Raw genomic sequence first — 25,440 nt, 5'->3', positions numbered from 1 at the left:
GCATTTTGCCCTTATGGGGAGAAGGGGTCATGAACAGTTTTAATCTCGCAAATCCTGTTTTCGTCGCATATGCCATTGCGGCATCTCTCATGGTCCTTAAGATCATGGGGCAGGGATGGATGACCGTTTACAGAATGTCGAAAAGCGATTCCGGCCTCGTCAGCCCGGAAGACTTGCGTGTCGGCCCAATCAACAAGAACCCGCGGCCCGAGCAGCTGGATGTCAATGACTATGTGGACCGGTCGCGGCGAATGCATCGCAATGATCTTGAGAATATACCGGCGTTCCTGATTGCCGGCCTTCTGTTTGTCGCGGTAGACCCAAACCTGCTTTGGGCACAGATCCTGTTCTATGGTTTCGTGGTTGTGCGGTTACTGCACGCGGTTGCCTATGCCACGAAGCAGAGCCATGAGATGCGCGCGACTTTCTACAGCATTGGCAGCGTGATCGTGATCTATTTGGCGATTCATGTACTGGTAGTAATGATTTTCTAAGACAAGTTTCATCAAGTTGTCATTGCGAAGATCGCCTTAATTAGGGCAGTATAATTTTATCGAAGTTCCAAAGACTATTTACAGGGAGAAGATAAATGGCAGGCAAGTTCGAGCTTTACAAAGACAAGGGCGGGGAATTCCGCTTCCGGCTGAAAGCGGGCAATGGCGAAGCAGTCGGCGCCTCGGAAGGCTATAAGGCGAAGGCAAGCGCGGAAAACGGCATTGAATCCGTCAAGAAGAATGCCGCCGAAGAGGGCCGGTACGAATACAAGGAAGGCAAGAACGGCAAATGGTACTTCAACCTGAAAGCCTCGAACGGGCAGGTTATCCTGTCCAGTCAGGCCTATGCCGACGAAAGTGGCGCGAAAGCGGGTGCCAAGGCAGTTGGCCGGGCGGTAGATGGGGCCAAGACTGATGACCAGACGTAATTTTTACGCATAGAGCGCGAAAGGCCGGAGGAATATCCTCGCGGCCTTTCTTTTTGGAAAATTCTGGGAAAACAGATGACAGAGATGACAATCGAGGCGACAGGCCGCAGGGTGCAGGCGGTGGTCAGCAATATTTTCACCATCCGCGATGGCCGCGTTGCCGGGTATCAGGTTTTTCCCGACAGCGCCGCCTTTGCCATGGCGCTGGACCGGCTTGCTGTGGTAGAGCAGCACTAAACGACCCGTCCGAGTAAATTTTCTGGAGCGTATAAGATGGAATTGCCGGTTTTCTTGATCGTGCTGATGGCAGCGCTGCTGCACGCTTCATGGAACGCCTTTGTCAAGATGAACGGCGATCGCTTCCTGTTCATGGCGGTGATGATGGCGGGAAGCGCGGTGGTCGCCTTTGGCGCCACCATATTCCTGCCGCTGCCCGCGCCGGAAAGCTGGCCCTATATCGCGACGTCGGTCCTGCTTCATACCGGGTATCCGCTGTTTCTGCTGATGGCCTATAAATTTGGGGATTTGAGCCATGTCTATCCGCTCGCGCGCGGGTCCGCGCCGCTGATCGTCGCGTTGGTTTCGGTTCTCTATATCGGGGATGTGTTAAGCCATCAGGCCGTCATCGCCGTCCTGATCATGGCCTTTGGGATCATGAGCCTGTCGCTGACGCGCGGTGCGCAAAATCTCTGGAACCCCTGGGCCGTCTTCTTCGCGCTTGGGACCGGGCTGTTTATCGCGGCCTATACCCTGACCGACGGGATTGGTGCGCGCCTTGCCGGCAGCGCCCACAGCTATACCGCCTGGATGATGGGTCTGGAGGGGATTCCCTTTATCGCCTACGTCCTGATGACACGGAAATCGCAGGCCCTGCCGCAGATTGCCCGCGTCTGGAAAACCGCCACATTGATGGGCCTGATGAGCCTCGTCGCCTACTGGTCGGTGATCTGGGCGATGACAGTTGCGCCGATCGCTCTTGTCGCGGCGGTGCGGGAGACCAGCATCATTTTCGCGCTGCTGTTCGGGGTCTTCTTCCTGAAGGAACGGCTAAGCCTGATGAAGCTTGCCGCCACCTTCATGACCCTGTTCGGCGTGGTGTTGCTGAAGATAAACCGGAGCTGACCCGGCATGGAAAAGCCGGATAGATATCACTCTGTCCGGCTTTTTTAGGTCGCCACAACGGCATCATTACATATCTATGGCCTCGACGACCTCCACGGTTCCGCCATGATGGAGGATCGGGCAGCCTTTCGCGATCGCAAGGGCCGCGTCCATATCGGATGCCTTGACAAGGCTGTAGCCGGACAGGGGATTACTGCCGCCGTTATTCTCAACGCCGTTGGCGGTCACGGTCTTGGACATGCCGACAGGATTTCCCGGATCAACGAGATCCTTGCCATGCTTTTCCATCCAGGCACCCCAGGCGGCCATGGCCTTCGCGCCTTCTTCCTCAGTCTCGGGCTTTCCGCCGCCGTGATAGGCAAATACGAATTTTGGCATTTTCTCCTCCTTCTGTTGATAATAGTTAGCTCAAGAGTCGTTCCAGTTTGTTCAACGCCGATGTCCAGCCCTGCTCGTGGTTTGCGGCGCTTTCGTCATCGGGCAGGTCAGAATGAATCAGGCGGAACACCGCGCCGCCGGTGTCGCTCGGTTCGACTTCCAGCCGCACATGACTTTCATGGCCGCGCGAGTCATTTTCGTCATGCCAGCCCCAGGTAAGTTCGACAGAACGGGGCGGGTCAACCTTGATCACCTCGCCGGTGACCTTGTAACGGCCACCCTCCGCATTGACCATCACCGACATCCATTTGCCGGGCTTGGAAAAATCGAGATTATGTTCCGGCACGGTCATCCCCTCCGGTCCCCACCATTTCAGAATATTCTGCGGCTGGGTAAGGAAGGAGAAGACGGTTGCGGGATCTGCGGAAAAGGTTCGTTCCATTTTTAAGGTGCTCATTTCTTCCTCATTTCCTGATTAAGGGCCATTTCAAGCCGGTCGAGGCTCTTCTGCCAGAACTCGCGGTAGCTCATCGACCAGGACCCGATGGCCTGCACGGCTTCCGGACGAACAGAATAAAGCCGGCGCTGGGCATCGATGCGCTGTTCGACAACGCCCGCCTTGCGCAGAACTTTCAAATGCCGCGAGATGGCGGGGGCGGAAATCTGCCCCACGGACCGCAGCTCACCGGCGGGAAGCTCTCCCTCCTGCAGGAGTTTCTCGACAATGGCGAAGCGGGTGGCATCGCCGAGCGCGGCAAATGTACTTGATAAGTTGGACATGGCGTCTCTTTAATTTAACAATAATGTTAATTAACATATTAGAAAAACAAAAAGAGTCAACAGGAAGTTTGCCGACCGGAAAGGGCCGCGCTGTCAGGCAGGGGAGAGTTGTTCCTATTTCCCGTTTGTTTTCAGGCGGATGCGCATGGCGCGGCCTTTCGGTTGCTCGACATCGAAGGCGCCGGTCTTGCGGACAAGATCGCTCAGTTTTGGGACGCCATAGTTTCGGGAATCAAAGTCGGAGTTGAGGTTGAGGAGTTGGTTGCCCACATGGCCGAGCGCGAACCAGCCGTCATCGCTGTCAAGCTCGGCAATGGCCTTCTTGATCTGCTGGGTGGCCTTCGAGAGCTGCTCCAGCGATTTTTTCGGGGTGCCGCCGCCTTTCGGGCTTTCCTCGGCGACGCCGCGCAGGTTCTCCGTATAGATGAAGCGGCGGCAGGCCTGACGAAAGCTTTCCGGCGTTTTCTGTTCGCCAAAGCCATAGACGTCGGTTCCCTGTTCGCGGATGCGGGCGGCGAGGGCGGTGAAGTCGCTGTCCGAAGAGACCAGGCAGAAACCGTCGAAGCGGCCACTGTGGAGCAAGTCCATGGCATCGATCACCAGCGCGATGTCGGAGGCGTTCTTGCCCGTCGTATAGGCGAACTGCTGATGCGGCATGATGGCATGCTTGGACAGGATCTCGGCCCAGCTTTTCGAGCGAGGATGCGAAAAATCGCCGTAAATCCGCCGCACGCTGGCTTCGCCGATCTTGGCGATTTCCTCGAACAGGCCATCGGCGATCTTGGACGAGGCGTTATCGGCATCAATCAGGACAGCAAGGCGGGGGGAGCGGGTTTCGGACATCTTCAAACCTTTTTACATGAAGGGGATTTCTAATCCCGACAATGTCGCATGTCAGGGAAATATACAACCGGCTTCAAATAAAAAACGGCCGCCAGTGTAAACCGGCGACCGCTTTCCAGGAGCGAGGTAAATCAGGCGGCGAGGGCCTGTCTGGTCTTGACCGCATATTGCGCGATGCGTTCCCCGTAGAGCCGGGCGGTTTCCAGATCACCGGAGCGAGGGCCTTCTTCCGGGCTCGCGTCGGAGGGTGAAATCGCCAATGCCCCGGCAAAGCCTGCTGTCCAGTTCACATCGTCCGGGCCATGCTGTTTCTGGTTGGATGGAAGCAGGCCCGTTCCAACCCAGATCTGGCCATGCTGCTGCGACAGGGTGAAGAAGTAATTGATCGTTGAACCTTTATCACCGTTGACCGAAGCTGAATTGGTAAAGCCGCCCGCGATCTTGTCCTTCCAGACGGAGGCGTACCAGGGTTTCGAACTGGCGTCGGCGACTTTCTTGAACTGCCACGCAGGCCCGCCCATATATGTGGGGCTGCCGTAGATGATGGCGTCGGCGTCTTTAAGGACGTCCCACTCGGCATCGTTCAGTTCGCCGTTTTCAGAGATCTGAATGTCTGTGACGGTGGCGCTGTTGACGCGCGCGGCGCCTTCTTTGACGGCTTCGGCCTGCTTGGCGGTGTGGCCGTAGCCACTGAAGTAGAGAATTGCGATTTTGGTCATTTTGAAATCCTGTAGAATTGTAAACTCGAGTAAGAATTTTTGCGATAACTGGCACATAAAGGCTTTACTTTCTTTTTGCAAGTAGTTACCTTTTGGTAAGTATTGAGAAAAATCGGAGAAAATTTCGATGGCCCCAACACACAACCCCAATCAATGCCCGATGGAAAGCATTCTGGGCCAGATCATGGGCCCCTGGACGCCCTATATCCTGTGGCTGCTTTCCAATGAGGAGAGTTTGCGCTTTGGTCAGTTGTCGGCGCTTATCCCGGATATCTCGGCCAAGGTGCTGACGGACCGCTTGCGCAAGCTGGAAGCCTCCGGCCTTGTCCATCGTGATTATCAGCCAACCGTGCCGCCGACGGTTTATTATTCCCTGACAGAGCGGGGGGCAGAACTGCATGACGTATTGCAGGGTCTGAACAAGGTCGCGCTTCGCTGGGACGCGGAAGACAGGGAAAAGCAGGGTAAATCGGACTCAGAGGTAATTGCCGCCGAATAAAACGCGTGTTAGCCTGCCTCAAAACAATCGCCGCCGCAGGGTGCGAAAGATAAACAGGGGGACACAGATTATGGAACAGATCAATATCCAGTTCACGCTTTTTTCTGCCTTTTACTCGCCTTTGATTTCGACTATGTCCGGCGGTTTCCTGAAGGAAGAGGGGCTGGCGCCTAAATGGTCTGTCTCGGCGCCCGGCGCCACCGCGATTGATGCCTTGAAGGATGGCAGCGCCCATGTGGTGCAGTCGGCGCTCAGTCAGGGATTTAACGCGCTCGCCCGCGGGGAGACGCTGACAACCACCCACTTTGCGCAGATCAACGAGATGGACGGCTTCTTCCTGACCGCGCGGGAACCGGACCCGGATTTTAGCTGGAAAAAACTGGAAGGGGCGGAAGTTGTCCTCTTCGGCGGTGGTCAGCCGCTGGTGATGTTTAAATACGCCTGTTACAAGGCCGGGATAGACTATGACAAGATCAAGGTGATTAATGTCGGCGGCGCAGCGGCCATGGACAAGGCCTTCCGGGAAGGACAAGGCCAATATGTGCAACAACAGGGCCCGTTCCCGCAGCAACTGGAGGCGGAGGGTATCGGCCATATCGTGGCGCAGGTTGGAAAACAGATCGGTCCGTGCGGCTTTTCAAGCCTTGCGGCGCGAAAGGACTGGCTGGAGAGCGACATGGCGCGAGCCTTCATGCGCGCCTATCGCAAGACGCGGGCCTATATGAACGAGACGCCCGCCGCCGAAATCGCAAAGGCGGAGAAGAGCTATTTCCCGGATATTGATGAAGCGGCATTGGCAGCCTGTATTGCCACATACCAGAAGCTCGGCTGCTGGACGCCGCATGTGGAAATAACTGAGAGCGCCTATGAAGCGACCATGGATATCTTCGCCTATAATGGCCTCCTCAAGGAGCGTTATCCTTATGGCGCGATTTGCAGCCTGCCGCCTTAATGATTTGGCATTGCAACTCCCGCCCTGACACTCAGGTCAGAACGGGGGAGGGTGCCTTTTAGGTCGCTGTTAGCGTCCGGGAGGAGGCGGAGGCAGAACCGCTCGCAGGCGTTCTTCGCTCACCCCGAGGCGGGCGGCAGCCGCCTTCAGATCGGGACGCTGTCCTCTTGAACCGTCCAGCGCTTTCATCAATTCCTCAACAGATACATCAAGTTTATGGGCAGCCTCTTCAAATCCCGGAGGGAGTTGACCCATGCCATTTCCCGGACGCGGAGGTTCATTCCGTGTGATTTCGGTGTCAGGATCCGGTTCCGCCCCGATCCCGGCCTGCGCCGTAGTCTTGAAATTGTCCTGTGCTACCAAGCCAACAAGGCATTTGGGAAGGTTCGGAAACTCGTCCGTTGCGTGATAGTGATAGGCGGCTTCATGGCCTTCTTCGGTGACGCCCACATGACCCCGGCACGCATCAAGATCGGTAGGGGTCGAGCCGTCCGGGTCTGTGCTGCCATAGATGGCGTAACCATCAAAGGCGTATCCGAACTTGGCGCTTGAATCCTGCGGTAATGCACAGTCTGCGGCAACATTCTCTTTCTTGAACACGGTTTCGATATCGGTCGAGGTGGCGTGCCAGTGGTACCACCCACCGGGATCGACATGGCCGCCACAGGTATCGAGGGCGGGCATATGGCCAGTGTGCTGAATGCTGGGGGCATCAGAGAAGATGGGAACCCCGTCAAGCGCGACGCCGACCTTTGACACCACACCGAGGGGTGTGGGCTCTTCCGCCATAACCGGGTTGACCGGGATCAGCATGGTCATGGTCACCGTTTCATCGAGGGCAACATTGATGCAGGCGTGATCGTCGACTGGCTGGGCTTTAGCAATATCTGCGATATGCACGGTGCCATCATCGTCATAGAAACGATAACCGAGTCTGTCGAGCATCTGGAAATATTCCTTGTTCACCCGATAGAGACCCGCATTTTCGCCCGTCCATTCCCAGATTCCGCCTTCTTCATCGATAGTTGCGGGGCAAAAAGGGCCGATTTCGAGATCGTCCGGCAGATAACTGACAACCAACCTCGTGCATTGGGCAGCGCTGCCATCGGTAAGGGTGCAGTCAACGATCTGTGCCGGTTCGACAAGAGCGGATTTGGTTACACCCTCGGAAAGTCCGTGGGCAAAGGCAATTTGAGGCGCGAAAACAAGTGCGAGTGACCCAAGAGAAAGGGCCTGTCTGATGAATGATTTCATTGGCGAGTTATCCAATCGGATGGGGAATTGTGAATAGATTGTGTGGTAATTTAATTACCTGTCCTACAAACGAACAGGCGGATCAATTCCGTCGCATTCTGTGAAAGAAATATCTCATGCCATATAATCGAGGAGGAAACCGCCGACGGCGCAGACCAGCAGGACCGGGGTGATCGACCAATGGCGGTAGAGCAGCAGCACGGCGGCAATCGCGGCGAGGATCAGCACCTTCCCATCGAACGTCTCAAGGGTCGGCTGCCAGAGCGTGATCGGGCCGAGTTCCTCTTTCGTCACCTCGGTGAAGAAGACATGCAGCGCGAACCAGATGGAGAGGTTGAGGATGACGCCCACGACCGCCGCCGTTATGCCGTTCAGCGCGCGCTCCAACCGCGGCTGATGAGAGATCCAGTCGATGTAGGGCGCGCCGGTAAAGATCCAGAGGAAGCAGGGGACAAAGGTTACCCAGAGGGTGAGCGCCGCACCCGCGAGCCCCAGCAGGAAGCCGCCCTCATAAAAGGCAGCGAGGAAGCCGACGAATTCCGTCACGAGAATAAGCGGGCCGGGCGTCGTTTCCGCAAGGCCGAGGCCGTCCATCATCTCGCCCGCACTCAGCCAGCCGAACTGGTTGACCACATCCTGCGCCATATAGGCGAGCACCGCATAGGCGCCGCCGAAGGTCACCACCGCGAGCTTGGAGAAGAACAGCGCAATCTCGGTCAGGATCGGCACACCCGCAAAGGCGCCGATCAGCAATACCGGTAGCCACCAGACAACCAGCCAGAATCCGATCCAGAGAGAGGTTTTTAACAGGGACCGGCCGGCGGGCAGGGGCATCGCCTCCCGAGGCTGCGTGTCGCCTTTCCGGAAAAAGCCGTAAAGCGCGGAAAGCAGGACAATCAGCGGAAACGGCAGTTCAAGGAAGAATATCCCGATAAAGGCAAGCGCGCCGATGACCCAGGGTGTTACCCCTTTCAACGCTCGTTTCGCAACCTTCAGCAATGCCTCAATCACGATGATGACCACCGCGGCCTTGATCCCGAGGAAGAGGCTGCTGACCAGCGGCACTGATCCATAGAAGGCGTAGATACTGCCAAGGACGAGGATGACGGCAGCGCCCGGCAGGACGAACAGCAAGCCCGCGATCAGCCCGCCGAGGATCCCGTGAAGACGCCATCCGGAATAGGTCGCGAGCTGCATCGCCTCCGGCCCGGGCAGCAACATGCAGAAGCTAAGCGCGTTAAGGAACTGTTTCTCGCTCAACCAGCCTTTTTCCTCAACCAGCACCCGGTGCATCAGGGCAATCTGCGCCGCTGGCCCGCCGAACGACAGGAGGCCAATCCGGCCAAAGGCTGAGAAAAGCTCGTTTCCGTCCGGTTTATGGGTCGCCTTACTATTCATGAAAGAAAAGCCCGGTTGCTGCGCCTATGAAAAGTCATCACAGATAGACGCAACAGCCGGGACGACTGTCAATCGGAAAATTATGAAGCTTTCGCGATGCGGGCCTCGACATTCTTCTTGATATTAGCGAGTGCGATATCGGCTTCCTTGTTCAGCCGGTTGATCTGGTCCTGGGTTGGCGGTTTCGGCCGGGCCGGGTTGATCATGGTACGGGTGAAGCGGACCTGATCCCCTTCCTCCTTAACGTCATAGCGGACAATGATCGTCCCGATAAAGTCTGTCTGGGTTTCCCCGACCCAAAGGTGAGGCGGTTCACACTCGGTCACCACCCAGTTTAGCTGTGCCGGGCCACTTCTCGTGTGCCATTCCTCGACAAAGGTGTCGTCCTTGCGCAAGGGGCGATCAGGACTGTCGATCTTGTGCGAGGCCGCGAGCCATTCGGGCCAGCTGTTGGGGTTGCAGACATAGTCAAGAACGTTCCCCGCAGGAGCGCTGATTAAGATACTATGGCTACGCTTGAAGGAGTGTGTTTCGACCATTGAGAATTTCCTTTTTACTTATTCTTCTTATTTTTACTGAAAAGGGCACGGGCGATCCGTTCATTCTGGATTTCGGTCGTGCCATCGACATAGTTGGCGATGCGCGCGCAGGCAATCTGCCGACCGATCGAATAGGCGCGTTTGAGCCCCGCCGCGCCCATCACCTGCATGCAGCGAGAGAGCTGTTCATCAGCCATTCTGGCAGCATATTTCTTGGCATGGGCGGCGGGTAACTCGGCGTTTGTGCCATTCTCTACCGCGAGAACGGCGCGATAGGCGAGAAGGCGCGCGGCCTCCACCTCCGTCTGGGCATCGGCAAGCCGCCAGCGGAGCCCCTGGAAGTCGGCGATATGGCCCCCAAAGGCGGCCCGCTCGCTCGCATGGCTGGCCGCGAGATCAATTGCCGCCTCGGTCATGCCGCAGCACATGGTGGCGACATAGGTTCGTGCGGCATTAACACTGTTCATTGCTGCCTTGAAGCCATCCCCCGGCGCGCTCATCATCCGGTTATCGGGCACGAAATGATCCTTGAGGGCAAAGCCGCCGGTGCCGATGGTATGGCCGCCCATAATCTCGAATGGCGGCACGCGCGTCACGCCATCCTCCCGCGCGTCGATAAGGAAGCCCGCCACACCGCGCCAGCCCGCCGCCGGATCCGTCTGCGCATAAAGGAACATCAGGTTCGCATGGGCTGCATTGGTGATCCAGGCTTTTTCCCCGTTGATAACCCAGCCGCCCTCGACTTTTTTCGCAACCGTTGTAATCGCGGCAAAATCGCTACCCGCGTCCGGTTCGGACAGCGCCGTGCAGCCGATAGCCTCCCCGGCCAGCATTTCGGGCAGATATTTCTTGGCGATTTCTTCGGGTGCGTCGCGGGCGATTTTGCCGGCCAGTCCCATATGATTGATCAGGGAGAAGGAAAAGGCGAAGCAGTCTCGTGCGACCTCCTCGGCGATCCGGGCTTTCAGGCGAAAGCGGCCGCCAAAGCCACCAAGATGTTCCGGCACCTCTAGCCCTGCGAGCCCGGCAAGGGATGCCGCCTGCAATGTCTCGATCGGCTGGCGGCGCTCATCCTCCCATTTTTGCGCATTTGGCGCGACCTCGCTTTGGGCAAAGTCAACCGCGCGGGCAAGCATGCCTTCTTCGAGGGCTGTGAGAGGTAAATCCATGGTAACTTCCCGTTCTTATTATTGATTTTTCTCACTATAGCGGAGTAAGCGCGATCAGTTAAGCTTCTTTTTCATACGAAAGTTCGTTAAGGGTACGCCATGCCGTACAGGGTGTTGTTCCGCGATGACCTCCCAACCCTGCCGTGCCAAAAAGGGACGGGCGAGGAGGCTGGCATCGCTGTCGAGAGCCGTTATCCCGGAGGTCCGCGCATAGGCTTCCAATACCTCATAGAGCCGCGCGGCGACCCCCTTGCCAATCCAGTCGGGGTGGACAAACGCCAAATCCAGATAGCCGTTCGGGCACAGGCTCATGAAGCCGATTGTCTTTCCTCCGGCTTCCGCAATCCAGGTGGCGGCATCAGCGAGACGCTTCTGCCAGTCCTCGGGAGTCGGGATCTCCGGGGCCCAGGCGTCGCGTTGTTCCTTTGTGTAATGGCTGGCCGCTCCGCGGTGAATACTCTTGAAAAAGAGCTGTGCGGTGGATGCAATATCTTCTGTCGCAAATTTTCGAATGGTTATCTCACTCATTCCGCCTTCCTCGATCTGGCGTTGCCCAGACGCTGGATTGTCGCGTCAGAATGCAAATTAGGTCCGCTAAGTTTCTGTTGCAAATAATAAAAATTAGTGGAAAATACTAGAGAAGGACTATAATGGCCTTCAAGACGCTGTTAAGGCGCAATTAGCTTAATGATATTCATATTTTCGGGAGGAATAGATAATTATGCGTAAAGCATTAATGGTTGCGGCTGCGACAGCCGTGTTGATGGCCTCCGGTTCCGCAGCCTATGCGGCCTGTGAACCGGGTGAAATTGTTATCAAGTTCAGTCATGTGACGAACACTGACAAGCATCCCAAGGGAATTGCCGGTAGCCTTCTTCAACAACGGGTAAATGACGAGATGCAAGGCAAGGCCTGCATGGAAGTTTATCCAAACTCAACCCTTTATAATGACGACAAGGTGTTGGAAGCATTGCTGAACGGCGATGTCCAGCTTGCCGCGCCGTCACTTTCCAAGTTCGAGCAATTCACCAAGCAGTTCCGTATCTTCGACCTGCCGTTCATGTTCAAGGACATTAACGCGGTGGATGCCTTCCAGAATTCTGACACCGGTCAGGCGATGAAGGAAAGCATGACCAAGCGCGGACTTTTGGGCCTTGCCTTCTGGCATAACGGCATGAAGCAGTTCTCGGCCAGCAAGCCGCTGGTGTCGCCAACCGATGCGAAGGGTCTCAAGTTCCGGGTGCAGTCTTCTGACGTGCTGGTCGCGCAGATGGATGCCTTGGGTGCGAACCCCCAGAAAATGGCCTTCTCCGAAGTTTATGGGGCCCTGCAGCAGGGAACCGTGGACGGACAGGAAAACACCTGGTCGAATATCTATGGCCAGAAATTCTTTGAGGTTCAGGATGGTACAACTGAAACCAACCACGGCGTGATCGACTATCTTCTCGTCACCTCTACCGAGTTCTGGGAAGGCCTGCCGGATGATGTCCGCACTCAGCTCAGGACCATCATTGATGAAGTGACAGAGACCCGGAATGCGGAATCCACCAAGGTCAATGAGGAAGCCAAGCAGGCGATCATTACCGCCGGTGGCGTTGTCCGCTCCCTGACACCGGAACAGCGGCAGGAATGGGTTGAAGCGATGAAGCCCGTCTGGAGCCAGTTCGAGGCTGATGTTGGTGCCGACAATATCGCCGAGGCGCAGAAGTTCAATATGACCAACTAGGTTGGTAGTCCGCTGGCGCGGTGTAGGGAGCCGCGCCAGCCTCTATTTACATAGCGGCTAAGGGAAGGGGAGCCATGTCGGGACACACTCCACAGAGAGCGCGAACCGTTGTTGATACGCTCGAAGAGACGTTGCTCGCCATTACGCTGGGTCTGATGACCCTGGTCACTTTCGCCAATGTGGTGGCCCGTTATGTCTTCAATTCCAATATCCTCTGGGGGCTGGAAGTTACCTCAATCCTGTTCGCGTGGCTTGTTCTTCTGGGCATCAGCTATTGCGTCAAGATGACGGCACATCTGGGCGTCGATGCCGTGGTCAATCTTCTCCCGGCGAGAGCGCGAAAGATCTGCACCCTGATCGCTGTCGTGCTTTGTATTACTTACGCCTTCCTCCTGCTGAAGGGGGGATGGGATTTCTGGGCCAACTTCGCTAACCTGCCGGCCACCACCGGGCGCTGGTTCCCGACCGGATTTCAGGAAAAGTTCCTCGCCAAGGGCTGGTATGAAACCAATGATGTCTTCATGCCCGAAATATTTCAGTTCATGGCCGACTGGTTCAATGATGGGGAGCGGTATGAGAAAATTCCCCGCCTGATCCCCTATGTCATGCTGCCCCTTGGCATGGGGCTGCTGCTGTTTCGTTTTTTGCAGGCCGGGTGGGCTGTCTATTCGGGTAAACAGGGCCTGCTGATTGTCAGTCATGAGGCCGAGGACGCAGTCGAGGAAGCCGCTGCCAAAGCGAGCCAGGAGAAATAGTCGATGGAAATAGCCCTGCTTTTCGCCATTATCATTGTTCTTCTGGTTCTTGGCGTTCCCATCGCCATTGCGCTGGGGTTGACCTCAATTGTTTTTCTGTTGTCCGCATCGGACAGTTCGCTTGCCTCCGTCGCCCAGACATTTTATGAGGCCATGGCCGGGCATTACACCCTGCTGGCGATCCCGTTCTTTATTCTCGCCTCCAGCTTTATGTCCACGGGCGGCGTTGCGAAGCGCATTATCCGCTTCTCGATCGCCATTGTCGGACATTTCAGTGGCGGGCTGGCCATTGCCGGAGTGTTCGCCTGCATGATGTTCGCCGCACTCTCGGGTTCCAGCCCCGCGACGGTGGTTGCCATCGGCTCCATCGTGATCGCCGGGATGACGCAGGTTGGCTACAAGAAGGAATTCGCGGCCGGGATTATCTGTAATGCGGGAACACTGGGGATCCTCATCCCGCCCTCCATCGTGATGGTTGTCTATGCCGCGGCGACGGATGTGTCGGTCGGGCGCATGTTCCTTGCTGGTGTGATCCCCGGGCTGCTTGCGGGATTCATGTTGATGGTCGGCATTTATGTTACCGCGAAATACAAGGGGTTACCGAAGGGCGTCTGGCGGGGTTGGAGAGAGGTCTTTTCTGCCGCGCGTGACGCGGGGTGGGGGCTGTTCCTGATCGTGATTATCCTTGGCGGCATCTATGGCGGTGTCTTTACACCAACGGAAGCAGCGGCGGTGGCGTCAGTTTATGCCTTCCTGATCGCCAATTTCATCTATTGTGACATGGGCCCGCTGCATCGGGAGGGGCAGGACTCGATCCCCCTTTGGCGCAAACCCCAGGCGCTGATCACCGTGTTCTTTCACAAGGATACACGCGACACCCTGTTCGAGGCGGGCAAGCTCACCGTTACCCTGATGTTCATCATCGCCAACGCGTTGATCCTGAAGCATGTGCTGACGGACGAGCAGATCCCGCAGCAGATTGCCGGTGCGATGCTGGATGCGGGTTTTAACTGGTGGGTGTTCCTGATCATCGTCAATGTGATCCTGCTGGTTGGTGGCCAGTTCATGGAGCCGTCGGGCCTCATCGTGATTGTTGCGCCGCTGGTCTTCCCGATCGCGATGGAGCTTGGGATCAACCCCATTCATCTCGGGATCATCATGGTGGTGAATATGGAAATCGGGATGATCACCCCGCCGGTCGGGCTGAACCTCTTTGTCACCTCGGGGATTGCGGGGATGCCGATTATGCGGGTCGTCAAGGCGGCCTTGCCCTGGCTCGGAATCCTGTTCGTGTTCCTGATCATGGTGACCTATATCCCGTTCCTCTCTACTTGGTTGCCGACAACCTTCATGGGGCCTGAACTCGTCATAAAATAGGGTTGGCTAACCCCCGATCCGGACTATCTTGCGACCCTGATAAAGGATTTAACGCCCTCTCCGGTTGTGTGGATAACTCCCAAATCCCCCAAGATATAGGAGGTTAGACCGTTTTTTTGCCAAGTTTGTCGAAACTGTTTGCGAATTTTTTCGATTTGACTCACTATGTCCGCCACTGGAGATAGTAAGCGTAAATATCGGTATGATAATTCAATCAGTTGAAAATCCGATGCCGGCGCTGTCGGTAGCAAGAAATGCCCGCCAGATAAACCAGGCGACGGCAAGGAAAGTACTGCTTGTCTCCATAAGCATTCCTAAAAATGATAATTCCTATGGCTCCCTCGATAATTTTGTGTTCGGCCCTGTGCCGGTGGTTTTCCTGATTGCGGAAACGGCGTTAGCGGCAAGAAAGATGTTGGAGGAACATCCCGATATTGCAGTGCTGATTCTTGACGTTTCCGGTGAGAAGGGGGAGAGCGGCCTTGCCCTGGTGCGCCATATGCGCGAAGAGCAGCACAACAAGGCCCTGCGGGTGGTCCTGCTGGGAGAGTCGGTAACGCCGGATGAAACACAGAACCTGTTTCTTGAGTATGACGTCAGCGACTACCGCGATGTTTCCGTAATCAACATGCCCAAGCTGTTCACCAGCCTGACCATTGCCCTGCAATCCTATGAGCGGCTGATCTCTGAAGAGGACAGCAAGAAGTCCCTGCAGACCATTTTGGACATCACCAAAGAGCTGTATGATGTCCGCTCGGTTGAGGATTTCTGCCTGACCATCCTGACACAGCTTCAGGTCATCTGCAAAAATGTGGAAGATTGCTTTTTCGCCATTCCCAACGAACACTCAGGCGAACTTTCCGTTACGGCAGGCAAGGGCCGCTATGTGACGGCAAACAAGCAGCGGGTGTCGGATATCGTCAGCGAAGAATTGTTTGAGATGATCCTTGGCGCCTCTGTTCGCCGGGAAAACATATTTAACCTGAACGAGAGTATTCTCTGTATCTGCCGGGACGACAAGCTGAAGGGGGTTGTTGTGCTGGAAAACAGGATGCCGCTCACTTTCCTGGAAATGCGGCAGATAGAGCTGATTTGCGCCAATATCACGCTCGGCCTTGAAAATGCCGATATGTTTGAGGAGATCAAGCGGCTCGCCTTTAACGACAGCCTGACTGGCCTTGACAGCCGGGCGAAGTTCCGCACCGAAGTGCAGGCCCATATCGAACAGGTCGCCAAGCCGGACAAGCATCGTTTCGTGGTGGTTCAGTTCACGCTGGAGCATCTGCCTGAGCTCAATATAGCGCTTGGTCATGACGCCGGAGACGAGTTGTTGCAGTTTGTTTCCGAACAGTTGGTGGTTATTTTTCCCGGCGCGGTGTCAATTGCGCGGACATCGGGGAACGGATTTGGCCTGTGCCTGCCGTATACGCGCAACACGGACCTGCGGCAGATCCCGAAAACCATTTACAGCCTGTTCGAGTCTGGAACGACAAACCGGGATAATATGCCGCATATCAGCCCGCGGATCGGCCTCGCGCTCTATCCGGGAGATGCCGATAACGCGACATCGCTCTGGCGTAATACGAATATTGCGCTCGCTAATCTCAAGGTGCAGAACGGCTCCTACTTCTGTTTTTATAACAACACCATCGCCAATGATATTAACGCCCGGGTTGAGATGAATAATGCGCTCAAGGCGGGGATTGGCCGTAAGGACCTGTCGCTCAACTATCAACCGCAAATCGACCTGCAGAGTGGTGGGGTCATCGGGGTGGAAGCCCTGATCCGCTGGCAACGGGAAGACGGGCATTTCGTTTCACCGGATGAATTTATTCCCGTCGCGGAAAGTTCCGGCCTGATTGCGCCGATCAGTGAATGGGTTTTGTATGAGGCCTGTCACCAGCGAAAAGCATGGCTGGATCAGGGGCCGGAAGATTTTCGGGTCGCGGTCAACTTGTCCCTCTCGATTTTCAAGAATGATGATTTTGTCGAGCTGATCAAGAAGACGCTGGCGGACACCGGCTGTCGGCCGGGTCTTCTGGAACTTGAGGTCACCGAGGGTGTGATCATGGAAAACCCGGAACAGACCTTGCAGAATTTCCGCGAGCTGCGCGAACTTGGCGTCAGCTTCGCCATTGATGATTTCGGCACAGGTTATTCCAGCTTAAGCTATCTGCGCCAGCTTCCTGTCTCGGCGCTCAAGATCGACAAAGCCTTTATCGATGGCCTTTCGGAAAATGACGATGATGCAGCGATCGCCCGAACGGTTATCTCGCTCGGACGGAGCCTCGGGATGAAGGTGCTGGCGGAAGGGGTTGAGACCATGGCGCAGGTGGAATTTCTCTGGTCCGCCCAATGCCATATGGCGCAGGGCTTCCACTTCTCACGACCGGTTGCGGCGGAAAAGGTATTGCCCTTTATCCGCGATACAGGCCGCTCTGGCTTCGCTCAGACAAGCCTATTTTAACAGTTTTCCGGGGTTCATGATCCCGTCGGGGTCGAACGCCTTCTTGATCCGCCGCATCAGGTCAATCTCGATTGCCGGCTTGTAATGCACAAGGTCGTCCGCCTTGAGCCGCCCTATGCCATGCTCGGCACTGATCGAGCCACGCATGCTGACCGCAATATCATGGACGGCGCGGCTTACCTCCTCCCAGTGGGAGAGATATTCCTCGCGGCCCATATCCTCGGGCTGCATTGGATTGTAATGCACATTGCCATCGCCGATATGCCCGAAGACGACAGTGCGGAACGTCGGGATAATCTTGCCGACGGCGACATCGGCCTCGCGGATGAAATCGGCAAAGCGCGAAACGGGAACGGAGATATCATGCTTGATGCTGCCGCCCTCGGGCTTCTGCGCGGCCGAGATTTCCTCGCGCAGGCGCCACAGATGCTGCTGCTGTGCCTCGCTCGCAGGCACTACCGCATCCAGCACAATTTCTTTCTCGAAGGCCGCCTCGAGAATGCTCTCCATCAGCTCCTTCAGCTCCGGTGTTGCGCTGGAAGAAAGCTCGACCAGAATATGCCAGTCATAGCGCGCGGGCATCGGGTCGGTGAAATCCGGCACATGCCGCATCACCATATCGACGCAGTAGCGGGAGATCAGCTCGATCGCCGTCACCTGATCGCCGCTCATCGCACGGGCAAGGCTCAGGAACTCAATTGCCGCCTCAACAGACGGCACGGCGGCGAGCGCCACCTGCTGATACTTCGGTTTGGGATACATCTTTACAACTGCGCCAGTGACAATCCCGAGGGTACCTTCCGCGCCGATGAAAAGTTGCTTGATGTCGTATCCGGTGTTGTCTTTACGCAGGCCCGTGAGGCCGTCCCAGATCTGGCCATCGGGGAGCACAACCTCAAGGCCGAGCACCTGCTCGCGGGTATTGCCATAATGGAGCACCTGCACGCCGCCCGCGTTGGTGGAGATGTTGCCGCCGATCTGGCAGCTTCCTTCGGATCCGATGCGGAGCGGGAAGATAAAGCCGTTCTCTTCCGCGGTCGTCTGCAGATTAGCGAGAATGCAGCCCGCATCAACGGTAAGCGTGCCGTTCAGCCGGTCAATCTCGCGCACGCTGTTCATCCGCGCGACGGAAAGGATAATCTCGTCCCCGCCGGTGAACGGGATGGAACCACCGACGAGGCTGGTGTTCCCGGCCTGCGGGACCAGCGGGGTTTTTGTCTCGGCGCAGAGTTTCACGACGGCGGCGACTTCCTCCGTTGTCTTCGGTTGCACCACAGCGCGGGCACGGCCAACGAACTTGTCGCGCCACTCGACGACGAAGCCCTGCATATCGGATTCATCGGTGATGACATGTTTTTCGCCGACGATGGCTTTCATTTTTTCTATGATTGTCATGTGCCTACCGCTTCCTTATTTTCTTTTGGGGCTGCTGCACGGCGCAGCCGGTCATTGATGGCGACGCCGAGACCAATCTCCGGGATCGGGCCGACAGCGATCCTCTCAAACTTCATCTCGTCGAGGAAATGCAGTGCCGAGAAGAGAAGCGCCGTTGCCTCGGTCAGGTCGCCGTTTACACTCAAATTCACATCGGCAATGGTATCATAGTCTCGCCCGAAGGCGAGATAGGCTTCGCCGGGTTCTTTCGTTGTCGCATTGAGCCGCACCGTCGCGTTGGGTGCATAGTGGCTGAGCAGCATTCCCGGGCTCGGCGTGGTGCCGTCGGCGTCATGGGTGAGGACCGGACCGACGGCTGATTCCAGTGCTTCGCGGGTGATGCCGCCAGGCCGGAGGAGCACAGGCTTGCCGGCCTCGGAAAAACCCACCACCGTGCTTTCCACTCCAACAGGGCAGGGCCCGCCATCGAGTACGCCTGCGATTTTACCTTCAAGTCCGTCAATGACATGCTGCGCCTTGGTCGGGCTGATCCCGCCGGACGGGTTAGCACTCGGCGCGGCGAGGGGACGGTCGCAGGCATGCAGGAACTCAAGCGCGAGTTTATGCCCCGGCACGCGGATCGCCAATGTTTCTAACCCCGCGCTCGCGAGCCGGGAGACGGGACAGTTTTCCACGCGCGGCAAGACGAGGGTGAGGGCGCCCGGCCAAAAGCTGGCGGCGAGCCGTTCCGCCACGTCGTTAAACGTGACATACTCCTTCGCTTTCGCGAGGGAGGGGACATGGATAATCAGCGGGTTAAAGCTCGGCCGGCCCTTGGCTTCATATATCGAGGCGACCGCGTGATCATTCGTTGCATCCGCCCCCAGGCCATAGACTGTTTCCGTTGCGAAGGCGACAAGGCGGCCCGCGCGGATATTCTCCGCGGCCTCTTGCAAGTCTTCCTTGTCCGTTTTAAATATTCTCATTACTTGTCAGTTTCTGTTTTTTGCTGGCGGGAGTTTACCCGATTGCGTCTCTCCGTCGATAGGCTTTCCCATGCGTGAAAGTCTTTTTTCTCATCGCGGGATATGTCATAACATCCTAAAGGTAAGAATAACCATTTTATAAGAGGTATCTCCATGGCTGAATATAGCGCCCCCCTCAAAGATATGCGCTTTGTTCTGGATAATATTGCCGATCTTGCATCCCTGTCCAAACTGGACGGTTATGAGCATGCGGAATCGGATGTTGTGGATGCGGTTCTGGAAGAGGCTGGAAAGTTTGCTTCCAATGCCCTCTCGCCGCTGAATAAGTCGGGCGATATGCAGGGCTCTCATGTCAAGGATGGGGTGGTGACAACGCCGGATGGCTGGGTTGATGCTTATGCCGGGTTTGTCGAAGGGGGCTGGAACGGGATTTCCGCCCCGGAGGAATATGATGGCGGCGGACTGCCGAGCGCAGTCGCTCTGGCGACGGTTGAAATGTGGAATTCCGCCAACCTCGGCTTTGCGCTTTGCCCGTTGCTCACACAGGGCGCGATCGAGAGCATCATTGCCCATGGCACGAAGGAACAGCAGGATAAATACCTCAAAAAGCTGGTGAGTGGGGAATGGGCGGCGACCATGAACCTGACTGAATCCCAGGCCGGATCGGACGTTGGCGCGCTGCGTAGCAAGGCGGAACCGGCAGAAGACGGTAGCTGGCGGATTTCGGGGCAGAAAATCTTCATCACCTATGGCGACCATGAGATGAGCGAGAATATCATTCATCTGGTGCTGGCCCGGACGCCCGGTGCGCCTGCCGGAACGCGCGGTATCTCGCTCTTTATCGTGCCGAAATATCTCGTCAATGACGATGGCACGCTTGGGGAGCGGAACGACCTTAAATGCGTCTCTCTGGAAGAGAAAATCGGCATTCATGCAAGCCCGACGGCGGTGATGTCCTACGGCGATAACGGTAATTGCGTCGGTTATCTTCTTGGAGCGGAGAACAAGGGCATGGCCTGCATGTTCACGATGATGAACAGTGCCCGCCTCGGTGTGGGAACGCAGGGTCTCGCGATCGCCGAGCGCGCCTATCAGCAGGCGGTTGAGTATGCCCGCGATCGCAAGCAGGGGCAGGCCCCCGGCATGCCAAAAGGCGAAATGACCCCGATTATCCATCATGCGGATGTACGTCGGATGCTGATGACCATGCGCGCGAATATCGAGGCTATGCGCTGCCTGATTTATCTGAACGGTGCCTGTCTTGACCGGGCGCATCATGGCCCGGATGAGGACGCACGGACGAAAGCCATGGGGATGGCCGAACTCTTGACGCCGCTCTCAAAAGGCTGGTGCACCGATCTTGGGGTGGAGATGGCCTCCCTCGCGGTGCAGGTGCATGGCGGCATGGGCTTTATCGAGGAAACCGGTGTCGGGCAATATTATCGCGACGCCCGCATCCTGCCGATTTATGAGGGGACGAACGGCATTCAGGCGCTCGATCTGGTGGGCCGCAAGCTCGGCCTGCAGGGCGGGGAGCCGGTGAAGAACATGTTCGCTGATATGCAGGAGACGGTAAAGGCGCTCGCCGAGGCGGGGGACGAGATGACGGCGATGTCGATGCAGCTCAATCTCGCGGTTACGGCGCTGAAGGAGGCAACTGACTGGCTCTATGGCAATGCACCGAATGATCCGCACGCGGCGCCAGCCGGGGCAACGCCCTATCTTCGTATGTTCGCGACCACCGTTGGGGCGCATCTTCTGGGTCGCTCGGCCTTGAAAGCGCGGGCGATGCTGAATGACGGAGCGACCGATACGGACTTCCTGAAATCGAAGATCGTCACCGCCCGCTTTTTCATGGGCCAGATCCTGCCGACGGCGACCGCGCTGCTTGGGCCGGTCACTGCAGGTGCGGACACCCTGTTTGCGATTGACGAGGAATTGCTCTCGGCTTAAGCGGGTGGGCGATTTGACACTAACGTTTACGTAAACATAAAATAGAATAACAAGAGCGGCAGGCGTCCCGCCCAGCCGCCATTAGAACGAGTACTGTATGACGTATAACGAAATAACCTATCCCTTCGACACTCGCCCCGGTGATGGCGAGGTTCTGGAAGTCAGCGAGGGGATTCTCTGGGTGCGCATGCCGATCCCGATCCCCGGCCTCGATTATATCAACCTCTACCTGATCGAGGATGAGGATGGCTGGACCATGGTGGATTCCGGCCTCAATACCGGCGAGATCCGTGACCATTGGCGTAATATTTATGAGAAATATCTCAAAGGCAAGCCGATCACCCGAATGCTTTGCACCCATTTTCATCCCGATCATATGGGACAGGCGGGCTGGGTCACCTATAAATGGAAGATTCCGCTGACCATGACTTTTGGCGAATGGACCTTTGGCCGCATGCTCTATCTGGAGGCGCAGGAGGAAACGCCGGACTATGTGATCGATTTCTATCGATCTGTGGGATTCAGCGAGGCGATGCTGGAAAAGGTCCGCGATCGCGGCTTTAACAACTTCCGCCAGGCCATGTCACAGGTGCCCATGGGCTTCAACCGGATCGAGGATGGCGACAGTATCACGATTGGCAAGCGCGACTGGCAGGTGATTGTCGGCACGGGTCATTCACCCGAGCATGCCTGCCTCTATTCCGCATCGGATGGAATCCTGATTTCCGGTGACCAGGTGCTGCCGCGGATCACGCCGCATATCGGCGTTTATCCGGCAGAACCGTTCGCCAATCCCTTGAAGAAATTCATGGACTCCATTGAAATATTTAAACAATTGCCGAGAGATACTCTGGTTCTGCCGGCCCATAATGATGTATTTTACGGCCTGCATAACCAGCTTGATTTCTATCAATCACACCATGAAGATAGGCTTAACCGGTTAATTCTGGCTTGCGATACGCCGCAGTCGGCGATGGACCTGTTGCCTGTACTGTTTGACAGGGAGCTGAATGAGAAAGACAAGGGGTTGGGCATTGCCGAAGGGCTGGCCCATTGCCATTATCTTGTCGTTAAAGGCAAGTTGGAGCGTGTGATCGGAGAGGATGGCATCTGGAAGTTCCAGAAAAGCGGCGCGCGCTATAAGGCCGTCGCCTGAAGAATGAAAACTTAGGCAAATAACAAAAACAATAAAGGAAACAAGGATATGACAAAAGATCTTCTGATTGAAATGAAAGACGGTATTGCGACGATTACCCTGAACCGGCCGGAAGCACGCAACGCCCTGTCGATGGAAATGCGTTCAGCTTTGTATGACGCCTTTGTCGATATGGAGAATGATGACAGCGTTCGCTGTATTATCCTGCGCGGCGAAGGGGAGCATTTCCAGGCTGGCGGTGATGTGAAATCCTTCAATGAATATGCGAAGATGGACCCGGAAGAGCGCCGTAAAGTATTTGAAAAGCGTATCCATACCCTGCATCCGACGATTTTCACGATGACACGGATGCCAAAGCCGATTATCGCCAGCGTGCGCGGCGGTGCGGCGGGTTTCGGCCTGTCGCTAATGATGGCCTGCGATATGGTGATTGCCTCGGAAGATGCCTTTGTCACGCTCGCCTATATCGGGATCGGCACAACGCCGGATGGCTCTGGCTCCTACATGCTGCCCCGGATTGTCGGGCTGAAGAAGGCAATGGAAATTGCCATGCTCGGCGACCGGATCAAGGCGGCAGAGGCCAAGGATCTCGGCCTCATCAATTTTGTGGTTCCGACTGAGGAATTAGGAGCGGAAACGGCAAAGCTTGCCAAACGGCTTGCCAATGGCCCGACAGTGGCTCTCGGCCGGACGAAGCAGTTGCTTAATGCCTCACTCGGGAATAGTCTGGAAGAACAGCTCTCGCTCGAGGCGCAAGGCTTTGCCTACTGTGCGTCCAGCAATGATTGGGTCGAGGGCGTAACAGCCTTTAAAGAGAAGCGGAAGCCCGATTATAAAGGCAACTAACGGGCTCCGGTTCTGAAGCAGAACAGGGAGACGGTTATGGCGGATCTGAAGGGAAAAACACTTTTCATCACGGGAGCAAGTCGGGGCATCGGTCTTGCCATCGGCAAGCGTGCCGCCGCCGATGGCGCAAATGTTGTCATCGCCGCCAAAACCGCCGAACCCCATGCAAAGCTGAAAGGCACTATCTTTTCCGCCGCCACCGAGATCGAGGAGGCGGGCGGGAAGGCGCTCCCTCTCGTTGTCGATGTACGCGACGAGGAGGGGGTCGATACAGCGATAAAGAAGGCGGTAGATACCTTCGGCGGGATTGATATTCTCGTCAATAATGCGTCCGCCATCAGCCTGACAGGGACATTGGAAACCCCGATGAAGCGCTATGACCTGATGCATCAGGTTAATATCCGTGGGACTTTCCTCTGTTCCCAGAAGGCGATCCCTCATCTTAAAAGAGCTGAAAACCCGCATGTACTGAACCTGTCCCCGCCGCTTAATTTCGAGGCGCACTGGTTCTCGCCCCATGTTGCCTACAGCATGGCAAAATATGGCATGAGTCTCTGTGTCCTTGGGATGGCGGAAGAGTTCAGGAAGGCGGGCATTGCCTTTAACGCACTTTGGCCCCGCACGGCGGTTGCAACGGCGGCGATGGATTTAATCGGCGGGCCGGATGTGCGCACCAAATGCCGCAAGGATACGATCATGGCCGATGCGGCGCATTTCATCCTGACCAAACCATCCCGCGACTTCACCGGGAATTTCTGTATCGATGATGAGATACTGAAAGAAGCCGGGGTTACGGATTTTGCGCAGTATCGCTTCGAGGGGGTGGAGGAGAAAGACCTTCTCCCCGACTTTTTTGTCTGATCAGGCGGCCTGACGCAAGTCCAGTCGGCTCCAGACGTTCTTTAATGCACTGACAAGCTCGGCCATCATGGCATCGTCATGAAACGGCGACGGTGTGATGCGCAGGCGTTCCTGTCCGCGCGCAACCGTGGGGTAGTTGATCGGCTGGATATAGAGGCCGTAGTCATCGAGCAGCATATCGCTCGCCTGCTTGCACAGCTCCGCATCATAAACCATCAGAGGCACAATATGGGTAACGGAGGGAAGGACAGGCAGGCCCGCCTCGGTCAGCAGGCTTTTCAGGGTGGCCGCACGTTCCTGATGCTGGTCACGCTCGACCTGGCTTGATTTCAGGTGACGGACGCTCGCCAGTGCCCCGGCGGACATCACCGGTGACAGGGTCGTCGTGAAGATGAAGCCCGACGCATAGGAACGGATGGCATCGACAATATTCTTGCTCGCGGTGATAAAGCCGCCAACCACGCCAAAGGCCTTGCCAAGGGTTCCCTCGATAATATCGATGCGATGCATCAACCCCTCGCGCTCCGCGACACCGCCGCCACAGGGGCCATAGAGGCCAACCGCATGCACTTCGTCAAGATAGGTCATGGCGTTGTATTTATCGGCGAGATCACAGAATTCCTTGATCGGGGAGATATCCCCATCCATGGAATAGACCGATTCAAAGGCGATGACCTTCGGACGGCTCGGATCGATGGTCTTCAACTTGTCTTCCAGATCCTGCACATCGTTGTGACGGAATATCCGCTTCTCACAGCCCGAATGACGCACGCCGTCGATCATGGAGGCATGGTTGAGTTCATCGGAGAGGATCACGCATCCGGGCAGCAGCTTGCCGAGGGTGGAGAGGGTCGCATCATTGGAGACAAAGCCGGAGGTGAACACGAGTGCTGACTCTTTCCCGTGCAGGTCGGCCAGCTCCCGTTCCAGCTCGCAGATCAGGCGGGTATTGCCGGAGATATTCCGCGTTCCGCCAGCACCGGCGCCGAATTGGTCCGTTGCGTCCTTGATGGCCTTGAGCACATCCGGATGCTGGCCCATGCCGAGATAATCATTGGAACACCAGATGGTGATATCCTGTGTGGTGCCGTCGTCGAGAAAGCGGGTCGCCCGGGGGAAGTCTCCGGCATGACGGCCGAGTTCGGTAAAGACGCGATAGCGTTTTTCGTTTTTCAGAGCGGCTATTGCCTGCTCGAATATGCTCTCGTAATCCATCTTCCGACCTCAAGCTGTATTGGTACCAATCAAATTGCGAGTTACTAATTACAGTTTTCGACCGTTCCGTGACAAGGGACAAATGGTCGCAATACGACGGTGATCGCGGCCATGTGATCAGTGTTGATCCTGTCTCTCTCTCAACCAAT

At 56.4% G+C, this 25,440-nt stretch carries 27 protein-coding genes; 14 read left to right on the top strand and 13 right to left on the bottom strand.

What is annotated here, in order from left to right:
* The first annotated feature begins 29 nt into the window (after window positions 1-29).
* The 4 genes from GQE98_RS15100 (at window position 30) to GQE98_RS15085 (ending at window position 2,044) form a co-directional block, all read left to right on the top strand.
* Window positions 30-494: an MAPEG family protein gene (locus GQE98_RS15100; protein WP_161316545.1), complete on the top strand. Its 465-nt coding sequence runs from the start codon at window positions 30-32 to the stop codon at window positions 492-494.
* Between the two features lie 95 nt (window positions 495-589).
* The gene (locus GQE98_RS15095) at window positions 590-922 is read left to right on the top strand and encodes a YegP family protein (protein WP_161316544.1); all 333 of its coding nucleotides are present in this window, start codon (window positions 590-592) and stop codon (window positions 920-922) included.
* Window positions 923-997: 75 nt separating this feature from the next.
* Window positions 998-1,159, top strand: a complete 162-nt coding sequence (locus GQE98_RS15090; protein ID WP_161316543.1) for a nuclear transport factor 2-like protein — start codon at window positions 998-1,000, stop codon at window positions 1,157-1,159.
* 36 nt (window positions 1,160-1,195) lie between these two features.
* Window positions 1,196-2,044, top strand: coding sequence for a DMT family transporter (locus GQE98_RS15085; RefSeq protein WP_161316542.1), 849 nt, complete (start codon window positions 1,196-1,198; stop codon window positions 2,042-2,044).
* A 66-nt stretch (window positions 2,045-2,110) separates the two neighbouring features.
* Here the strand turns inward: GQE98_RS15085 and GQE98_RS15080 are convergent, their stop codons facing one another.
* The 5 genes from GQE98_RS15080 to GQE98_RS15060 all read right to left on the bottom strand — a co-directional run bounded on the left by GQE98_RS15080 (window position 2,111) and on the right by GQE98_RS15060 (window position 4,764).
* A complete protein-coding gene (locus GQE98_RS15080; RefSeq protein WP_161316541.1) occupies window positions 2,111-2,422 on the bottom strand; it encodes a YciI family protein in 312 nt (103 codons plus the stop codon).
* A gap of 25 nt (window positions 2,423-2,447) precedes the next feature.
* The gene (locus GQE98_RS15075) at window positions 2,448-2,879 is read right to left on the bottom strand and encodes an SRPBCC family protein (RefSeq protein WP_161316540.1); all 432 of its coding nucleotides are present in this window, start codon (window positions 2,877-2,879) and stop codon (window positions 2,448-2,450) included.
* Complete coding sequence (locus GQE98_RS15070; RefSeq protein WP_161316539.1) at window positions 2,876-3,202, bottom strand: ArsR/SmtB family transcription factor; 327 nt, start codon at window positions 3,200-3,202, stop codon at window positions 2,876-2,878. The genes GQE98_RS15075 and GQE98_RS15070 overlap by 4 nt, the downstream gene beginning before the upstream one ends.
* A gap of 114 nt (window positions 3,203-3,316) precedes the next feature.
* Window positions 3,317-4,045 (bottom strand): NYN domain-containing protein, encoded by a 729-nt coding sequence (locus GQE98_RS15065; protein ID WP_161316538.1) that lies wholly within the window; start codon window positions 4,043-4,045, stop codon window positions 3,317-3,319.
* 131 nt (window positions 4,046-4,176) lie between these two features.
* Entirely contained in the window at window positions 4,177-4,764 is a 588-nt protein-coding gene (locus GQE98_RS15060; RefSeq protein ID WP_161316537.1) for a flavodoxin family protein, read from the bottom strand.
* Window positions 4,765-4,891: 127 nt separating this feature from the next.
* Here GQE98_RS15060 and GQE98_RS15055 point away from each other — a divergent pair, with 127 nt between their 5' ends.
* A complete protein-coding gene (locus GQE98_RS15055) occupies window positions 4,892-5,263 on the top strand; it encodes a winged helix-turn-helix transcriptional regulator (RefSeq protein ID WP_202526334.1) in 372 nt (123 codons plus the stop codon).
* Window positions 5,264-5,333: 70 nt separating this feature from the next.
* Window positions 5,334-6,215, top strand: coding sequence for an ABC transporter substrate-binding protein (locus tag GQE98_RS15050; protein ID WP_161316536.1), 882 nt, complete (start codon window positions 5,334-5,336; stop codon window positions 6,213-6,215).
* A gap of 69 nt (window positions 6,216-6,284) precedes the next feature.
* Here the strand turns inward: GQE98_RS15050 and GQE98_RS15045 are convergent, their stop codons facing one another.
* The 5 genes from GQE98_RS15045 to GQE98_RS15025 all read right to left on the bottom strand — a co-directional run bounded on the left by GQE98_RS15045 (window position 6,285) and on the right by GQE98_RS15025 (window position 11,103).
* Window positions 6,285-7,469 carry a YHYH protein gene (locus GQE98_RS15045; RefSeq protein ID WP_161316535.1) on the bottom strand — a complete coding sequence of 395 codons (1,185 nt, stop codon included), beginning with the start codon at window positions 7,467-7,469 and terminating at the stop codon, window positions 6,285-6,287.
* Window positions 7,470-7,583: 114 nt separating this feature from the next.
* Entirely contained in the window at window positions 7,584-8,867 is a 1,284-nt protein-coding gene (chrA, locus tag GQE98_RS15040) for a chromate efflux transporter (protein WP_161316534.1), read from the bottom strand.
* Window positions 8,868-8,947: 80 nt separating this feature from the next.
* Window positions 8,948-9,406, bottom strand: a complete 459-nt coding sequence (locus GQE98_RS15035) for an SRPBCC family protein (RefSeq protein WP_161316533.1) — start codon at window positions 9,404-9,406, stop codon at window positions 8,948-8,950.
* A gap of 14 nt (window positions 9,407-9,420) precedes the next feature.
* Window positions 9,421-10,575, bottom strand: coding sequence for an acyl-CoA dehydrogenase family protein (locus tag GQE98_RS15030; RefSeq protein WP_161316532.1), 1,155 nt, complete (start codon window positions 10,573-10,575; stop codon window positions 9,421-9,423).
* 54 nt (window positions 10,576-10,629) lie between these two features.
* Window positions 10,630-11,103: a GNAT family N-acetyltransferase gene (locus GQE98_RS15025; protein ID WP_161316531.1), complete on the bottom strand. Its 474-nt coding sequence runs from the start codon at window positions 11,101-11,103 to the stop codon at window positions 10,630-10,632.
* A gap of 193 nt (window positions 11,104-11,296) precedes the next feature.
* Here GQE98_RS15025 and GQE98_RS15020 point away from each other — a divergent pair, with 193 nt between their 5' ends.
* The 4 genes from GQE98_RS15020 to GQE98_RS15005 all read left to right on the top strand — a co-directional run bounded on the left by GQE98_RS15020 (window position 11,297) and on the right by GQE98_RS15005 (window position 16,900).
* A complete protein-coding gene (locus GQE98_RS15020; RefSeq protein WP_202526333.1) occupies window positions 11,297-12,301 on the top strand; it encodes a TRAP transporter substrate-binding protein in 1,005 nt (334 codons plus the stop codon).
* A gap of 74 nt (window positions 12,302-12,375) precedes the next feature.
* On the top strand, window positions 12,376-13,056 hold the full coding sequence (locus tag GQE98_RS15015; RefSeq protein ID WP_161316530.1) for a TRAP transporter small permease: 681 nt from the start codon (window positions 12,376-12,378) through the stop codon (window positions 13,054-13,056).
* Window positions 13,057-13,059: 3 nt separating this feature from the next.
* Window positions 13,060-14,433, top strand: coding sequence for a TRAP transporter large permease (locus tag GQE98_RS15010; protein WP_161316529.1), 1,374 nt, complete (start codon window positions 13,060-13,062; stop codon window positions 14,431-14,433).
* 202 nt (window positions 14,434-14,635) lie between these two features.
* The gene (locus tag GQE98_RS15005) at window positions 14,636-16,900 is read left to right on the top strand and encodes an EAL domain-containing protein (protein WP_161316528.1); all 2,265 of its coding nucleotides are present in this window, start codon (window positions 14,636-14,638) and stop codon (window positions 16,898-16,900) included.
* Here the strand turns inward: GQE98_RS15005 and GQE98_RS15000 are convergent.
* Together GQE98_RS15000 and GQE98_RS14995 are read right to left on the bottom strand one after the other, a co-directional pair.
* Window positions 16,892-18,295, bottom strand: coding sequence for an FAD-binding oxidoreductase (locus tag GQE98_RS15000; protein ID WP_161316527.1), 1,404 nt, complete (start codon window positions 18,293-18,295; stop codon window positions 16,892-16,894). The two genes, GQE98_RS15005 and GQE98_RS15000, sit on opposite strands and share 9 nt — an antisense overlap.
* Window positions 18,292-19,260, bottom strand: a complete 969-nt coding sequence (locus tag GQE98_RS14995) for an L-threonylcarbamoyladenylate synthase (protein WP_161316526.1) — start codon at window positions 19,258-19,260, stop codon at window positions 18,292-18,294. The genes GQE98_RS15000 and GQE98_RS14995 overlap by 4 nt, the downstream gene beginning before the upstream one ends.
* A 153-nt stretch (window positions 19,261-19,413) precedes the next feature.
* Here GQE98_RS14995 and GQE98_RS14990 point away from each other — a divergent pair, with 153 nt between their 5' ends.
* The 4 genes from GQE98_RS14990 (at window position 19,414) to GQE98_RS14975 (ending at window position 24,076) form a co-directional block, all read left to right on the top strand.
* Entirely contained in the window at window positions 19,414-21,213 is a 1,800-nt protein-coding gene (locus GQE98_RS14990) for an acyl-CoA dehydrogenase (RefSeq protein WP_161316525.1), read from the top strand.
* A gap of 97 nt (window positions 21,214-21,310) precedes the next feature.
* On the top strand, window positions 21,311-22,369 hold the full coding sequence (locus GQE98_RS14985) for an MBL fold metallo-hydrolase (RefSeq protein ID WP_161316524.1): 1,059 nt from the start codon (window positions 21,311-21,313) through the stop codon (window positions 22,367-22,369).
* 48 nt (window positions 22,370-22,417) lie between these two features.
* A complete protein-coding gene (locus tag GQE98_RS14980) occupies window positions 22,418-23,215 on the top strand; it encodes an enoyl-CoA hydratase/isomerase family protein (RefSeq protein ID WP_161316523.1) in 798 nt (265 codons plus the stop codon).
* Between the two features lie 36 nt (window positions 23,216-23,251).
* Window positions 23,252-24,076, top strand: a complete 825-nt coding sequence (locus tag GQE98_RS14975; RefSeq protein WP_161316522.1) for an SDR family oxidoreductase — start codon at window positions 23,252-23,254, stop codon at window positions 24,074-24,076.
* On the opposite strand, the gene hemA is transcribed toward GQE98_RS14975, so the two are convergent.
* Window positions 24,077-25,291 carry a 5-aminolevulinate synthase gene (hemA, locus tag GQE98_RS14970; protein ID WP_161316521.1) on the bottom strand — a complete coding sequence of 405 codons (1,215 nt, stop codon included), beginning with the start codon at window positions 25,289-25,291 and terminating at the stop codon, window positions 24,077-24,079. It abuts the gene before it with no gap.
* Window positions 25,292-25,440: the final 149 nt, after the last annotated feature.

Source organism: Sneathiella litorea (genome assembly GCF_009882915.1).
Lineage (GTDB): Bacteria > Pseudomonadota > Alphaproteobacteria > Sneathiellales > Sneathiellaceae > Sneathiella > Sneathiella litorea.
Note: the sequence above shows the minus strand (reverse complement) of the source record. Positions and strands in the feature narration are given on the sequence as shown.

Excerpts from the sequence above, each read along its gene's own strand:
- GQE98_RS15100 (WP_161316545.1), top strand. The coding sequence starts at position 30 with ATGAACAGTTTTAATCTCGCAAATCCTGTTTTCGTCGCATATGCCATT.
- GQE98_RS15095 (WP_161316544.1), top strand. The coding sequence starts at position 590 with ATGGCAGGCAAGTTCGAGCTTTACAAAGACAAGGGCGGGGAATTCCGC.
- GQE98_RS15090 (WP_161316543.1), top strand. The coding sequence starts at position 998 with ATGACAGAGATGACAATCGAGGCGACAGGCCGCAGGGTGCAGGCGGTG.
- GQE98_RS15085 (WP_161316542.1), top strand. The coding sequence starts at position 1,196 with ATGGAATTGCCGGTTTTCTTGATCGTGCTGATGGCAGCGCTGCTGCAC.
- GQE98_RS15080 (WP_161316541.1), bottom strand. The coding sequence starts at position 2,422 with ATGCCAAAATTCGTATTTGCCTATCACGGCGGCGGAAAGCCCGAGACT.
- GQE98_RS15075 (WP_161316540.1), bottom strand. The coding sequence starts at position 2,879 with ATGAGCACCTTAAAAATGGAACGAACCTTTTCCGCAGATCCCGCAACC.
- GQE98_RS15070 (WP_161316539.1), bottom strand. The coding sequence starts at position 3,202 with ATGTCCAACTTATCAAGTACATTTGCCGCGCTCGGCGATGCCACCCGC.
- GQE98_RS15065 (WP_161316538.1), bottom strand. The coding sequence starts at position 4,045 with ATGTCCGAAACCCGCTCCCCCCGCCTTGCTGTCCTGATTGATGCCGAT.
- GQE98_RS15060 (WP_161316537.1), bottom strand. The coding sequence starts at position 4,764 with ATGACCAAAATCGCAATTCTCTACTTCAGTGGCTACGGCCACACCGCC.
- GQE98_RS15055 (WP_202526334.1), top strand. The coding sequence starts at position 4,892 with ATGGCCCCAACACACAACCCCAATCAATGCCCGATGGAAAGCATTCTG.
- GQE98_RS15050 (WP_161316536.1), top strand. The coding sequence starts at position 5,334 with ATGGAACAGATCAATATCCAGTTCACGCTTTTTTCTGCCTTTTACTCG.
- GQE98_RS15045 (WP_161316535.1), bottom strand. The coding sequence starts at position 7,469 with ATGAAATCATTCATCAGACAGGCCCTTTCTCTTGGGTCACTCGCACTT.
- chrA (WP_161316534.1), bottom strand. The coding sequence starts at position 8,867 with ATGAATAGTAAGGCGACCCATAAACCGGACGGAAACGAGCTTTTCTCA.
- GQE98_RS15035 (WP_161316533.1), bottom strand. The coding sequence starts at position 9,406 with ATGGTCGAAACACACTCCTTCAAGCGTAGCCATAGTATCTTAATCAGC.
- GQE98_RS15030 (WP_161316532.1), bottom strand. The coding sequence starts at position 10,575 with ATGGATTTACCTCTCACAGCCCTCGAAGAAGGCATGCTTGCCCGCGCG.
- GQE98_RS15025 (WP_161316531.1), bottom strand. The coding sequence starts at position 11,103 with ATGAGTGAGATAACCATTCGAAAATTTGCGACAGAAGATATTGCATCC.
- GQE98_RS15020 (WP_202526333.1), top strand. The coding sequence starts at position 11,297 with ATGCGTAAAGCATTAATGGTTGCGGCTGCGACAGCCGTGTTGATGGCC.
- GQE98_RS15015 (WP_161316530.1), top strand. The coding sequence starts at position 12,376 with ATGTCGGGACACACTCCACAGAGAGCGCGAACCGTTGTTGATACGCTC.
- GQE98_RS15010 (WP_161316529.1), top strand. The coding sequence starts at position 13,060 with ATGGAAATAGCCCTGCTTTTCGCCATTATCATTGTTCTTCTGGTTCTT.
- GQE98_RS15005 (WP_161316528.1), top strand. The coding sequence starts at position 14,636 with ATGATAATTCAATCAGTTGAAAATCCGATGCCGGCGCTGTCGGTAGCA.
- GQE98_RS15000 (WP_161316527.1), bottom strand. The coding sequence starts at position 18,295 with ATGACAATCATAGAAAAAATGAAAGCCATCGTCGGCGAAAAACATGTC.
- GQE98_RS14995 (WP_161316526.1), bottom strand. The coding sequence starts at position 19,260 with ATGAGAATATTTAAAACGGACAAGGAAGACTTGCAAGAGGCCGCGGAG.
- GQE98_RS14990 (WP_161316525.1), top strand. The coding sequence starts at position 19,414 with ATGGCTGAATATAGCGCCCCCCTCAAAGATATGCGCTTTGTTCTGGAT.
- GQE98_RS14985 (WP_161316524.1), top strand. The coding sequence starts at position 21,311 with ATGACGTATAACGAAATAACCTATCCCTTCGACACTCGCCCCGGTGAT.
- GQE98_RS14980 (WP_161316523.1), top strand. The coding sequence starts at position 22,418 with ATGACAAAAGATCTTCTGATTGAAATGAAAGACGGTATTGCGACGATT.
- GQE98_RS14975 (WP_161316522.1), top strand. The coding sequence starts at position 23,252 with ATGGCGGATCTGAAGGGAAAAACACTTTTCATCACGGGAGCAAGTCGG.
- hemA (WP_161316521.1), bottom strand. The coding sequence starts at position 25,291 with ATGGATTACGAGAGCATATTCGAGCAGGCAATAGCCGCTCTGAAAAAC.